Origin of the sequence: Microcoleus sp. OTE_8_concoct_300, from assembly GCF_031383065.1 — a bacterium.
Classification (GTDB): Bacteria; Cyanobacteriota; Cyanobacteriia; order Cyanobacteriales; family Microcoleaceae; genus Microcoleus.
This window is the reverse complement of record NZ_JANMZH010000238.1, coordinates 1-12717: the sequence shown is the minus strand read 5'-3', so window position 1 is coordinate 12717 and position 12717 is coordinate 1. Positions and strand designations below refer to the sequence as shown.

General features: G+C 46.0%; 8 protein-coding genes and 1 pseudogene. 2 read left to right on the top strand and 7 right to left on the bottom strand.

Going from position 1 to position 12717, the window contains the following annotated elements; genetic code table 11:
• Window positions 1–1110: 1110 nt before the first annotated feature.
• Window positions 1111–2001 carry a M48 family metallopeptidase gene (locus ACUVJL_RS11520; RefSeq protein WP_445245970.1) on the bottom strand — a complete coding sequence of 297 codons (891 nt, stop codon included), beginning with the start codon at window positions 1999–2001 and terminating at the stop codon, window positions 1111–1113.
• 640 nt (window positions 2002–2641) lie between these two features.
• Here ACUVJL_RS11520 and ACUVJL_RS11515 point away from each other — a divergent pair.
• A complete protein-coding gene (locus ACUVJL_RS11515) occupies window positions 2642–3052 on the top strand; it encodes a hypothetical protein (RefSeq protein WP_445245969.1) in 411 nt (136 codons plus the stop codon).
• 11 nt (window positions 3053–3063) lie between these two features.
• Here the strand turns inward: ACUVJL_RS11515 and ACUVJL_RS11510 are convergent, their stop codons facing one another.
• Window positions 3064–4074: an ABC transporter permease gene (locus tag ACUVJL_RS11510; protein ID WP_445245968.1), complete on the bottom strand. Its 1011-nt coding sequence runs from the start codon at window positions 4072–4074 to the stop codon at window positions 3064–3066.
• A 346-nt stretch (window positions 4075–4420) separates the two neighbouring features.
• Window positions 4421–6079: an ABC transporter substrate-binding protein gene (locus ACUVJL_RS11505; RefSeq protein WP_445245967.1), complete on the bottom strand. Its 1659-nt coding sequence runs from the start codon at window positions 6077–6079 to the stop codon at window positions 4421–4423.
• A gap of 167 nt (window positions 6080–6246) precedes the next feature.
• Between ACUVJL_RS11505 and ACUVJL_RS11500 the strand changes: the two are divergent.
• Window positions 6247–6393: pseudogene (locus ACUVJL_RS11500) on the top strand (saccharopine dehydrogenase-like oxidoreductase); the annotation flags it as partial.
• A gap of 723 nt (window positions 6394–7116) precedes the next feature.
• Here the strand turns inward: ACUVJL_RS11500 and ACUVJL_RS11495 are convergent.
• The 4 genes from ACUVJL_RS11495 to ACUVJL_RS11480 all read right to left on the bottom strand — a co-directional run bounded on the left by ACUVJL_RS11495 (window position 7117) and on the right by ACUVJL_RS11480 (window position 12437).
• Entirely contained in the window at window positions 7117–7731 is a 615-nt protein-coding gene (locus tag ACUVJL_RS11495; protein ID WP_445245966.1) for a hypothetical protein, read from the bottom strand.
• Between the two features lie 241 nt (window positions 7732–7972).
• A complete protein-coding gene (locus ACUVJL_RS11490) occupies window positions 7973–9100 on the bottom strand; it encodes a type II secretion system F family protein (protein ID WP_445245965.1) in 1128 nt (375 codons plus the stop codon).
• A gap of 101 nt (window positions 9101–9201) precedes the next feature.
• Window positions 9202–10296, bottom strand: a complete 1095-nt coding sequence (locus tag ACUVJL_RS11485) for a type IV pilus twitching motility protein PilT (RefSeq protein ID WP_445245964.1) — start codon at window positions 10294–10296, stop codon at window positions 9202–9204.
• 131 nt (window positions 10297–10427) lie between these two features.
• Entirely contained in the window at window positions 10428–12437 is a 2010-nt protein-coding gene (locus ACUVJL_RS11480) for a GspE/PulE family protein (RefSeq protein ID WP_445245963.1), read from the bottom strand.
• Window positions 12438–12717: the final 280 nt, after the last annotated feature.

Here is a 12717-nt window from a genome sequence, read left to right as displayed (position 1 = left end):
TTCATGTTTTTTGGCTTCAATCATTGGTAAAAGCTATGTTTCGCCAGAACACAATTGACAAAACTTATATTGCCGAGGAGAACTCGAATTCACTCATCTTTCTAAATGCTGTTTTCTCACTTTTTCAGCAAGCCCTATATAGTAGGGTCTATTAATAGAATACAAGATTGGGTTTAGCTTCACCTAAAAGGATGTTCAAGTTCCTCTGACTCCCCTTTAACGAAGCAAGAAAATTGAAATTTGTGTCAAGTGTAAGACTCAAGGCAGCTTGATACATTGGGAACGACTCACAACACAAATACCCTGTAGCCCACGGGAATTTAAGCTTGAGGAGTGTCAAGAAAGAGACAGTATGCTTCAGTTCGACGGGAAGGAACTAACCGCACGATCGAATAAGGTTTCATTTTTTGGCCCTGATATACTGAATATAGTGTGCCACATATAAATGGAATCTGCTGTATTATATCGTTTCCGGTTCGATGGGAATGATAAAATCAAGGTCAATAATTCCACATCCCCCAACAGACTACTCCCAACGGACTACTCCGCATCCTAAGGAGTGTAACCGGAATTGATATTACTGACAGTAGGCGAAAAAAGCGGCAATTAGATGAGGAATATTTGGTGGGCAACATCCCCGATAAAGTTGCTGTGGAGGGAGACTTAGGGTTTTCAGGAATTACACAATGAGTTTGACCACATTTATCTGCGGCCTAAAAAGCTCAGAGGCAAGGAATTGATCGAATAACAGAAGCAGGAAAACCGAGCATTTAGTAGCCAACAAGTCAAATGTAGTCCACCCAGGTATTAAGCGATACAACGCTGTAACAGAGGTGTATATAGCCATCCTAAATCATTTGTAAATTTCTTACTCCCTCCCCGAACTCGCGGGGAGGGTTGGGGTGGGGTAAAAAATTTACGACTCCTGCAAGAATTGCTATAAGAATCCTGTGCCTGATTTCGATGACCGCTTAATGTTGAGCGCATCATGCTTGTGGAACTTCTATTTAGAGGCTACAAAAATTTAGAGGAGAATCGGGAAAACACTGTGTCAAAACTGGTTTTATTTCCCAATAACTCTATTAGAGACAAGTTGTTAGCATACGGAATTTACCAAGACGTTAGAAAATTCCAATCTTCTCTAGCGTCTGCGTCTAATAATGGTGGCGGTTGACGGGGTTGTTCGAGTAAGGTTTTATAGTCTCCTGAATCGACCCATTTTAGGAGTTCCGAAGCGCGCATCACGACCCAAGATTCTCTGGACTCGTTGAAACTGAGTAACTTAGTAAGTGTATGTTGAGACTCTACACTGTTGTCGCTAAATTCGCGCACTTGAACGAGGAAATCAGCGATCGCTTGCGGTGTTACGTAGCAATTGGGTAAACCGCCAAGTTTCATCAACGCGGCGATCGCTACATCGACATCCTGACAAGCCAGTAACCCCGCCCGATCCGCTGTAAACCTTGCCATCATTAACCAATTCCAGAACGCCAGTTCTACCCCATTAGCCGCCAAACCGCCAAATCCTAATGTCGCTGCATTCACCCAATTCTTTAAAAGCGGCATCACCATCGCTATTTGATGATAGAGCAAATGCTGACTCTTAATGTGGGCGACTTCATGCCCCAATACATAAATCAGTTCCTGGCTAGAAAGCCATTCGTAGGCTTCTAAATTCACGCTTACAATTGGACTTTCAATACCAATCGTAATGGTAATAATATGCCCCCAGCCGCGAAACAAATATAAATCTGGACGGGGAGATAAATCGAGAATTTGACAAGTTTCTTCCAAGGCCTGATACAACCCCGGAAAATTGGTGGGAGTCACGCGAAAATCACTGCCCATACATTGCAAACGGAGTAGGCGATCGATACCGTACTCATTCACTTTCTTCAGCAATAAAGAAACTCCCGGCATCTTTTCGAGAGACGCTAAAGCTTTGCGATCGAAAGGATGTTCGTAACTCTCTGACTTCAATCCTAATAATACTTTTTTCATCTTAAATAGACCTCCTCTAGGAAATGTGCTTGTTCCTCATCATACTTAGCAATTCATCTCTCGATTCAGCCATGCCGAAATTTTAAAGTTTTTCACCACAGAGGTAGCTTGCTTCTGTGTAGTAGTATACAGATAAACACATATAATTACTCGTTGGCCCCATCAAATTTGGGAATGAAGATTGATTCATGCAAGATGTCTATTGTACCCCGCCATCATTTTTGGTTTGGCGGGGTACTACAGCTTCCTGTAGTTCCGTATGTTTTAGTAGCGTTTATCCAGCTTCAGCAAGCATGGCAATCAATCCATAATTAATGCCCCGGATTTATGGAATGAGAATTAAATAACTTCCACTCTTGAAAGTGGGATGGGCGTCCCGCCCGTCCTTTTTTGGACGGGCGGGACGCCCATCCCACTTTCCTTGTGGAAGTTATTTAATTCTCATTCCCAAGCTGCTGTGCATCTAATTTGACAGTCAATTTTTCTACAATTCTTGTGGAACGGGCATCCTGCCCGTCTCTTTATTCGCAGAAACCCGGTTTCACGGGTAGCGGTGCGTAAATCCTGAATCCATATCCGCCCTGTGCCCACAACAGGTTAAAATATTTTTCAAATCCGTTAAAAATGGAAAATCAAAATAATGAATCGTCCTCAAAGCGTTACAGTTCTGGCAATCTTGCAGCTAATTAGCGGCATTTTCAGTCTGCTTGACGGCTTGTTCATCTTACTTTTTGCAGGCATTTTTGGCGGTCTCGGTGCCGCTTTCGGCGGGGCGAAAGTTGGGGCTGTAATCGGCGGCTTCATTGGAATTTTTGCGGCGATCAGTTTTATTTTAGGTTTCCTCTCCTTACTCTTAACTTGGGGTTTGTTTCAACTGAAAAATTGGGCTTGGACGGGAACGTTAATTGTCCATATCATCGCCACCCTCGCGCAAATTGTCAAAATGTTTGGCAGCGGCGGTACAGCAGTCAATTTTTTAACTCTTGGTTTTGCAGTGGCTAGCATTTACTACCTGCAGCAGCCGGATGTTAAACAAGCATTTCGTGTCTGATTTCCTTTTCATTAACGGTACTTAATTCTCGGATCGAAAAAAGCATAGGAAATATCAACCGCCAGATTAATCAGTACAAAAGTTACAGCCACAAAAATTACTCCTCCTTGGACAATTGGGTAATCCCGCGTCAGAATACCCGTATAAATCCAAGAACCAATTCCCGGCCACGAGAAAATCGTTTCAGTCAGAATAGCGCCGCCTAAAAGAGTGCCGAACTGCAAACCTATAGTTGTGACGATCGGCAAAAAAGCATTTTTCAAAGCGTGTTTCAAAATCACCCAATATTCCGGCAATCCCTTAGCCCTCGCAGTGCGGATGTAATCTTGAGAAAGCACTTCCAGCATCGCAGAACGAGTGATGCGAGCTATAATAGCCAGAGGAATAGTACCTAAAGTCAAAGCTGGAAGGATTAAATGGGCGATCGCATCCCGCAAAGCCGCCAAATCCCACCTCAGCAACGCATCCAAAACATAAACACCCGTAATCGACTTAAAACCAAACCCCAAATCTACACTAATCCGCCCGCTGGGAGGCAGCCATTTCAGATAAACAGCAAACAAATAAATCAACATCAATCCCAACCAATACACAGGCAAAGATACGCCAATTAACGAACCACTCATCGCTAGATTGTCCAGCCAGCTATTTTTCCGAACAGCAGCCAAAATCCCCGCCGGAACTCCGATAAAAAGTGCTACCAACATCGCCACCACAGACAGTTCAAAAGTAGCAGGCCAGCGAATTGTAATTTCATCAATTATCGGAATACCGCTAATAATGCTATTTCCCAAATCAAAGCGGAGCAAACTCCATAAAAAAGCCAAGTATTGCACAGGCAAAGGCTGATTCAGACCCAACCTTGCTCTCAAAACTTCTACCTGTTCGGGAGTTCCTCGTTCTCCCAAAAGCACTGTAGCTGGGTCTCCTGGTATCAAATGCAAAAAAGTAAATACTAGCAGAGTGATTCCGAAAAGGACTGGCAATAGTCCCAGCAAACGTTTGACAATGTAATTAATCATTTTTTTAAGAGAGATTCGCTCGGCTCGGATTTTGCTGCATTTTCACATATTGTTATATGGTTGGTAGGGGCGGGTTTTACGAAAAATATTTGTAGTAACGAAGGATATGGATAAACCCGCCCTTTCTTAGGGAACCGCATATGGTTGGTAGGGGCGGGTTTTACGAAAAATATTTGTAGTAACGAAGGATATGGATAAACCCGCCCTTTCTTAGGGAACCGCGAAGAGAAGAGAAGAGAAGAGAAGAGAAGAGAAGAGGGCGGGTTTATGAACCTACTAAATTATTTCATATATTTCTCGTAAAACCAGCCCCTACACCAATATATGCAGGTAAAACCCGCCATATTCAAGACTTACTAACATCCTCAAAAGACTCCGACCCCAAAGGACTCGGAATCCAACCTTGAATATTCTTGCGTTTGCCTAAAAGCGGCTGGGAATGTACGATCGGCAAACGCACAGCTTCCCCATGCAAAATCTCGCTAACTTCCGCATAAATTTTCGCCCTAGCTGCTTTATCCCCACTCGCCCTCCCCCGATCCAAAAGTTCCAGAACTTTCGGATTTTTCCAATTTCCCAAATCCGCCGTCGAACCAGGCCCGAAGTGAGGATAATAAAAATTGTCTGGATCGCCATAATCTCCAGTCCAACCCATCATAAAAGCTTGAAACCCAGGAGGTTTGAGCCGATCGGCTAAATAAGCAGACCAATCCTTTGTCAGCAATTTGACCCGAATCCCGATCGCGCTCAAATCCGCCGCAAAAGCCTCAGCGATCGGCTTCGGCGTGGGAAAATAGGGACGGCTGACGGGCATATACCACAAATCCAAATCAAAACCGTTCGGATAACCGGCTTTCGCCAGCATTGCTTTAGCTTGCTGCGGGTTAAATTCATAATCTTTAACTTTATCAGACGCTGCCCAATTCAGCGCAGGGGGGATAAATTGCGGATCGTGTTTTCCGAGTTCTCCCCAGAAAGCTTGGACTATTGCGGGCTTGTTAATTGTTTGGGCGATCGCCCGCCTGACTTCGGGTTTCGACAAAGGTTCGTAACTCGGATTTAAGGCTAAATAACCGACATTAAAAGAAGGTCGCACCACAGCTTCTAAATTAGGATCTCCCTGAACTTCTTTCAGTTGATCCGGCGTTAAATCCACAGTAAAATCAAGTTGTCCTGCTCGCAACTGAGCCAGTCTCGCCGCCGGATCATCAACAAAACGAATTACCAATTGATTGACTTTTGGCGCGCCAGTTTTCCAATAATTCGGATTTTTCTCCAAAACAATGCGATCGCCCGATCGCCATTCCTGAAACACAAAAGGCCCCGTACCCACCGCCAGCGACCCCGGAGTGCCGTATTTAGCACCCGCTTTTTTCACCGCCGCCGGGCTCGCCATCCCGAAATAACCAGACCCAATCGCCGAGGGAAAACCAGCAAAAGGTTGATTTAAAACAAACTTAATCGTAGACTTATCAACAACTGCCACATCTTTTACCAGGGAATTTTTATCTCCCTTAAAGCCACCAAAAAGATCCTTCCAAATTTGATAAGTTTTGCCAGATTCTCGATAACCGTTAGGATTTTTCGCATCCCACCAGCGCTCCACATTAAACTTAACAGCTTCCGCATCAAAATCCGTGCCGTCGTGAAACTTTACCCCCGAACGCAACTTAAAAGTCCAAGTTTTGGCATCTGTAGAACTTGACCATTCAGTAGCGAGACTCGGCTCAAGTTCCACAGTTCCCGGTTTGAAATCAGTCAAGCGATTGTAAATTTGGTCGATAACAATCACCGAATTGCCATCAGTAATATTTCCCGGTTCCAGATTAACCGGCGGTCCGCCAGCACCGTAAACTAAAGCTCCCGGTGGAGCCGCAACAGGAGTTGTGGGAGTTGAAGAATTATTGCTAACCGTGTTTGAAGGAGTGCCGCAATTTGATAAAATTACAGCCATCCCAAAAACTAGACCCAATAAAACTAAACGCCAGGATTTTAACAATCTCATCTCAATAACTCCTGTTTAATTTAAAATTAAACTCATATAAATAAATTTCTAATTTGCTCTTTCTCTCCCCTCTGTGGTCTCTGCGTTCTCTGCGGTTCATTTAGTAAATTCTCTATTAAAACCAAATCAAATCAACAAACCAAATATAACACGCTGATGATATCATGTTCGAGGGCAAAATCTCAACTCACACCTTTACTTTAGGCGACACAACCAGCATGGCCGCAAACGTTTGATCCCCGGCTAGAGGCTATCTCAAAGCCGATACCATGCTGCACAAAAAAGGCATTCACAATTTATTCACTGCCGCCTAAATCATACCCCAATTTGTCAGCTAACAGCTAAAATCAAGTCCGCGTCAATAAATACAAAACCTGTACGGCGGGATGGAGCGGGTATTTGTCAACCCGCCGCGACTCAATAGGCAAAAGTCATGGGGCTGCGAATAAACTGAGGCAGCTCAACTTCATCCAGCAGGGATATCAAACCATTCAAAAACGTTTCTAACTGCTAAATCCCTTGTTTCCGGGTCTTCATAAATTAGTACCTATTAGTACAGATTCGGCGCTCCACACCTGGGGTTAATACTCAAATCTTTTTACGAATACTAGATTGGACTAACCCACTTATTAAAAGGTATGACCAATGAATGAAAAGGAAAGACTGGAATCGCATGAGACTGTAAAAGAAGAATTGCGAGGCTTTAGATAGAGACTTAAGGATTCCAACCTCAGTTAAGAAGAGTGGAGAATACTTGAGCGAAAAGAAGACAAGCTGATTTCGGATGGTGTTAGATTATCTCTAGATTTAGACTGAGAGAGTAATTCAAAATTAGTAAGTCAAGTTAAATAGGATGTCAGTGTAATTTTTGAAGCCTTAAAACATTGAAAGTCAGAGCTATTACAGTGACTTTCTAGCTGACTGCCTAAAACTGCCTGCTGGTGGATTGCGAAGGATTCTTGCAGCGTGAGCGCCTTAACCTTAACTCTGCGTTCGGCACACAAACTATGTTTAAATATTGATTGATTGCACCCACCCTATAAATCAAAACTCTCTTCACCAATACTTCCCAGTTCCCCGCTACCCAGAAACTCCTCCTCTTCTACTTCCTCAATCGAGGAGTCGAAACTTTCAACTACAAACGGCAAACCAGCCGCCATCAAACCCCGTTGAATCAGTTCCGGCGTTTCATCAAACAAAACAAATAGCGGATGAACAGCCTCAGCTTCATCGCTGTAAATATGTCTGTAGCGGTACGGCATAACCCATTCGTAACCTTTATCCAGCCAAACCTGAGACTGCCGCCAGCGGCCGAGCAACTCAGAAAACTCTTCGCCCGGACGATGAATGAAAATCAAAATTTCCACTCCAATTTTAACTTTCCATTCAGGATCGCACATCAAAATTGCCAAATCGCAGGGCAAACAAACTGCCTGTCCGGGCGATATGCTAGTGCCGCTGCTTCCCGCATAAGAAACCCCGTCCCGCAACCGCGCAATTGGCAAAGGAATTGTGATTAAACTATCATGGGCGCGGCGGATACTGGGAATCATTTCCATGTAAACCCGATATTTTTTCAGCAGGGCGATCGCGGCAGAAGATTCGCTGTACTCTGCTAGTAAGGCCTCGTAATGTGATTGTTTAACAGACATTTTCAAACCAAAAAATAAGTAATTACTAATTGCTGCTAGTTGCTAATCGAGCGCTTCTCGTTACCAGCAAGACTCTGGGAATGAAGATTTGGAGGCTCTGCCTCCAAATTTTTTTCTCCTTTTAATCGAGGCTGTGCCTCCTCCAAAGGTCTTCCCAGGCTCTGCCTGGGAACGATGGGAATAGTCATTGGTCATGCGTTAATTGCTACTAACTAATAACTAATAACTAATTCGCCCTTTTTTACATCTTCTGAAACACGGAGAACATAGGCAGATACATCGACAGCAAAATCGAACCTACGATACCACCGACGACAACAATCATCAGAGGTTCTAGCATACTAGTAAGTCCTTTTACTGCTTCTTCCACTTCCGTTTCGTAGAAAGCGCCAACTTTCATCAGCATCTTGTCAAGTTCCCCTGTCTCCTCGCCAATGGCCATCATTTGAATGGCCAAAGACGGAAAAACAGCTTGTTCTTGCAAAGCAATACTGATCATGCCGCCGCCTTGAATTTCCTGTCTGGCATATTCGATCGCATTAGATATCGCCTGATTGCCCGCCACATCTCGCACAATTTCCAAAGAATTGAGAATCGGCACGCCCGATCGCGTCAGCGACCCAAATATCACGCAAAAGCGAGCCACAGCCGATTTTTCGATCAAATCTCCAAAAATCGGCAATTTCATCGCAATCTTATCAATTTGTAGGTGACCTACTGGAGTTTTGTAGTACAGATCGAAGGCAATTTTGAGCGCTATAATTACCCCAATAACTGTTATCTGTTGGATCGGAGGCCAAGCCGTACAAAATGCACTAATTGCCAACATCATCAGCGTAAAAGCCGGCAAATCTGCACCAATATCCTTAAAGATTTTAGCGAAAGTGGGTAGCAAGAATATGGTCATTGCGAAAAAAATCACGATCGCAATAAACAACACAGTCTTCGGATAAGACATCGCCGAATTAATTTCAGCCTCCGTCTTGTGATTTTTTTCCATCATCACCGCCAGACGGTCTAGGGTTTCATCTAGCACCCCCCCGACTTCTCCCGCCGCAACCATACTGATAAACAGTTGGTCAAAAACATCAGGAAACTTAGCCATCGCCTCTGCCAAGTTTATCCCCTCCTGCACGTCAGCATTCATACTCCTGAGCGCTCGTTTCAGCTTAGCATTAGAACACTGCTCGTGCAGCACGGAAAGGCATCTAACGATCGCCACCCCTGCATTAAACATAGCCGCAAACTGACGAGCAAAAATAGCCATATCCTTAACAGTAAGGCTGGTAAAGTTATACTCGATTTGCTCCTGAATCTTACTGAAATCAAAGCCACCTTTCGGTTTTTCGCGGATTACGTTGGTAGCCACAGCTCACCTCTGAAAATTTATTAAAACTTATGACTCATCAGTCATCAGTCATCAGTCATCAGTTCTTTCTGCGGACTCCTGACTAATGACGGATGACTGAATTAATGAGCTCCTACCTTGGCGCCAACAGGTGCTGGGCCGATCAAGCGTTCGAGTTCGTCAGCCTTAGAAGCCTTGGCCATTGCCGATTCCCAAGTGACTTTACCGCTCTTGTAAAGTTCAGCGAGGGCCATTTCCATCGTCCTCATGCCCAATTTTGCCCCCATTTGGATTTGGGAGTAAATCATTGGAGTTTTGCCCTCCCGGATCAAGTTAGCCATAGCTGGAGTATTCACCATGATTTCCATAGCGCAGCACCGGCCGCCCCCAACTTTTATTACCAAATTTTGGCTGCAAATTCCCACCAAAGAGTTAGACACTTGGGCGCGAACCTGGGGTTGTTGAATGGGCGGGAACACGTCCAAAATCCGATCGATGGTTGCAGCCGCCGAATTAGTGTGCAGCGTTCCCATCACCATGTGACCGGTTTCTGCTGCCGAAATTGCCAGACCGATGGTTTCCAAGTCCCGCATTTCCCCCACCAGAATTACATCAGGATCTTCGCGCAAAGCTGCTTTCAGCGCATTAGCAAAGCTCTTAGTATCTTCGCCCTTTTGGCGCTGGTGAAACAAACTCTTGATATTAGGAAACACGTATTCGATCGGATCTTCAACTGTGAGAATGTGTTCCGCCCGCGTCCGGTTGACCAGATCCAACAAAGCCGCCATCGTAGTAGTTTTCCCGGAACCCGTTTGTCCCGTCACCAACAGCATACCCCTGGGTCTTTCCGTCAGATCCCGCAAAATCTGCGGCACGCCTAAAGCATCCGCATTAGGAATCTTAGAAGCCAGAGCCCGCATACAAGCAGCCCAAGCACCCCGCTCCCGGTAGACATTGACGCGGAACCGAGCCAATCCCCGAACGCCGTAAGCGCAGTCGAGTTCCCACTCCATTTCCAACTGCTTGCGCTGCATATTGTTGAGCATTTGGAAAATTAGGATCTGCACTTCCTCAGCAGCCAGAATGTCGCCGTATTGCGTCTGAGGAGTTAGTTTACCGCTGACTCGGAAGAATATAGGCGCGCCCGCTTGGATGTGTATGTCCGAACCCCCTTGCTCTACCAGGGACTCCAGTACGTCTTCAATCATCAGACCCATAGATACCTCTCCTCGATCAAATGGATAGTTATTGACCAATCTAGCTCAGTTAACAGCCAACAGTTAATAGTCAACAGTCAACAGCCAACAGTTAATAGTCAACAGTTAACAGTCAACAGTTAACTGATGCATCAATCCAAAAAGCGTGGCGTCAAGCAGTACGGACAATCCAGCATCTCCGGCTTCAATTCCGCCCGACAAGTTTTGCAGGTAAGTCCCTGCTTGCGTTTGGCTTTCATTTCCGCCTCCAGCCCCGAGTCAGTAAACGTCACCCGCTCGACTTCTTCAAAGGTAGTCGCGCCTTCCCGCACCAACTGCAAGCTGTAAGCCAACAACGTTTTCATCCCTTCTTCTACTGCTGCTTCCTTAATTTGCTCTGTGGGAGCTCCTTGAGTGATCAGAGTTTGAAGCCGCTCGGTATTTTTCAGGAACTCGTAAACCCCTACCCGTCCTTTGTAGCCTAGGCCGCTGCACTTCCGACAAAGTTGCTCGCGTTCTGCGAGTTCCTTCCTTTCCTCCACTGGTATGGTGTTGGCTTTGTAAACAGTCAGATCAATTTCTTGAGAAGCCGACAGACCGTACTTGCCGAGTTCTGCAGCAGTAGGCTGGTAAGGAATGTAGCATTGGTCGCAAACGCGCCGCATCAGACGCTGAGCCAACACCCCCAACAGAGCGGCCGAAACCATGAACGGTTCTACGCCCATTTCTGCCAAACGCGCGATCGCCCCAGCCGCGTCGTTCGTGTGCAGCGTCGTCAGCACCAAGTGTCCCGTCAAAGCAGCTTCCAGAGCCGTTTTTGCCGTTTCCTTGTCCCGCGTTTCCCCCACCAGCATCACGTCAGGGTCTTGCCGCAAAAATGCCCGCAGAATGTTGGAAAAAGTCAAGTCTTTTTCCCGAATTACTTGACATTGGGTAATTCCTGGCAAAGCATATTCGATCGGGTCTTCCGCCGTACTGATATTAACCCCCGGATCGTTGCGTTCCGCCAGAATCGAGTACAGAGTAGTTGACTTGCCCGAACCCGTCGGCCCCGTCACCAAAATCAGTCCGAACGGACGGCTAGCAGACTCTCGCACCAAAGCCAGAGTTTCCTGATCTGAGATCAACAAACCCAAACCCAACTGAGTGCTGGAACTGTCCAAAATCCGCAGCACGATTTTTTCGCCGTACCGGGAAGGCAAGCTATTCACCCGGAAATCCACCGTGCGTCCCTCAAACACCCGGCGGATGCGGCCGTCTTGAGCTTGTCGGCGTTCGGCAATATCCAGGTTGGCAATAATCTTGAAACGAGCGGTAATCGATTGGACTACCTGCTTGGGAAACCGGAAATACTCTTGCAGCACCCCGTCTTTCCGCATCCGTATCCGCATGAACTCTTCTTGAGGTTCTACGTGGATGTCAGACACCTTTTCCGACAAAGCTTTAGCCAAAATGACGTTGACGGCCTTAATTACCGGAGCCGCCCCAGCATCGTCCAAGGTGTTAGCTAGGTCTTCTTGGTCGGCACTCTCCTCTTCTAGGGAGAGTTCGCCAAAATCTCCCTCCCCTAAATCCATCTTTCTCTGCTTTTCGGCTGCAGCTATTTTGGCTGCTATCTTAACTTGCTCGTCTTGATAGGCCGAAGTTATGTCCTGATAGTCGTCTGGCGTAATCACCCGTCGCTGCAAAGCCAAGCCGTGAGGCTGTAAAATCCGCCGCAAATCTTCTATGGCGTTGAGGTTGTCGGGATCTACCATTGCCACTAAAACCGCCGGAGGCTGAGTTTCAGTCTTCGCTACAGGTAAAAACCGACCTTGGTTACAAATGTCGATCGAAATCTTCAACCCGTCGAGCATAACTCCGAGTTGCTCATTAGACATTTCGCTCATCTCCGGGTCAAATGCTTCAACCCCGTAGACTATCTTACGTTCAAACATCTGCTGCTTCTTGTAAAGCCGCAGCAATTCTGGGGGCAACGGCTGCCCGGTAAGTGCTTCTAATACCTCCGTCAACCGCTTGCCCGACTTCTGGCTTTCAATTTGAGCTTGCTTCAGTTGGTCGCCGTTGACGTAACCAGCCTGAATCATCTTGTTGAGAGCCGGAGTAAAATTGCTCAGAGCAACTATCGATGTGGAGCGAAACCCCTGGGATGTGTTAGTCATCAGAAAAAATGGGTAGAAACCCCGTGCTTCTAGCACGGCTTTATATTTTTGATTTACTACCGCCTTGGGATTGGTTAACTCGGTGTACTTTTGTATTGCACTTTCAACGAGACAATTACCGCTTCAAATCTTCCAATCCTGTACGCATAGTATTTTGCTCAATTGAGCCTCCCATGAATGGGGTAGAAGAGACGACCTGCCAGGTCGTCTGTACTTCGACAATGTTTCGAGAGCTTGTTAGACCTGCAACACTGTTGAGCGTGACCTTAGAACTGTTTAA

What these genes read in the sequence shown, in the direction of transcription:
- ACUVJL_RS11510 (WP_445245968.1), bottom strand. Translation starts at nt 4,074, where the DNA reads ATGATTAATTACATTGTCAAACGTTTGCTGGGACTATTGCCAGTCCTT.
- ACUVJL_RS11495 (WP_445245966.1), bottom strand. Translation starts at nt 7,731, where the DNA reads ATGTCTGTTAAACAATCACATTACGAGGCCTTACTAGCAGAGTACAGC.
- ACUVJL_RS11515 (WP_445245969.1), top strand. Translation starts at nt 2,642, where the DNA reads ATGAATCGTCCTCAAAGCGTTACAGTTCTGGCAATCTTGCAGCTAATT.
- ACUVJL_RS11480 (WP_445245963.1), bottom strand. Translation starts at nt 12,437, where the DNA reads ATGACTAACACATCCCAGGGGTTTCGCTCCACATCGATAGTTGCTCTG.
- ACUVJL_RS11485 (WP_445245964.1), bottom strand. Translation starts at nt 10,296, where the DNA reads ATGGGTCTGATGATTGAAGACGTACTGGAGTCCCTGGTAGAGCAAGGG.
- ACUVJL_RS11520 (WP_445245970.1), bottom strand. Translation starts at nt 2,001, where the DNA reads ATGAAAAAAGTATTATTAGGATTGAAGTCAGAGAGTTACGAACATCCT.
- ACUVJL_RS11505 (WP_445245967.1), bottom strand. Translation starts at nt 6,079, where the DNA reads ATGAGATTGTTAAAATCCTGGCGTTTAGTTTTATTGGGTCTAGTTTTT.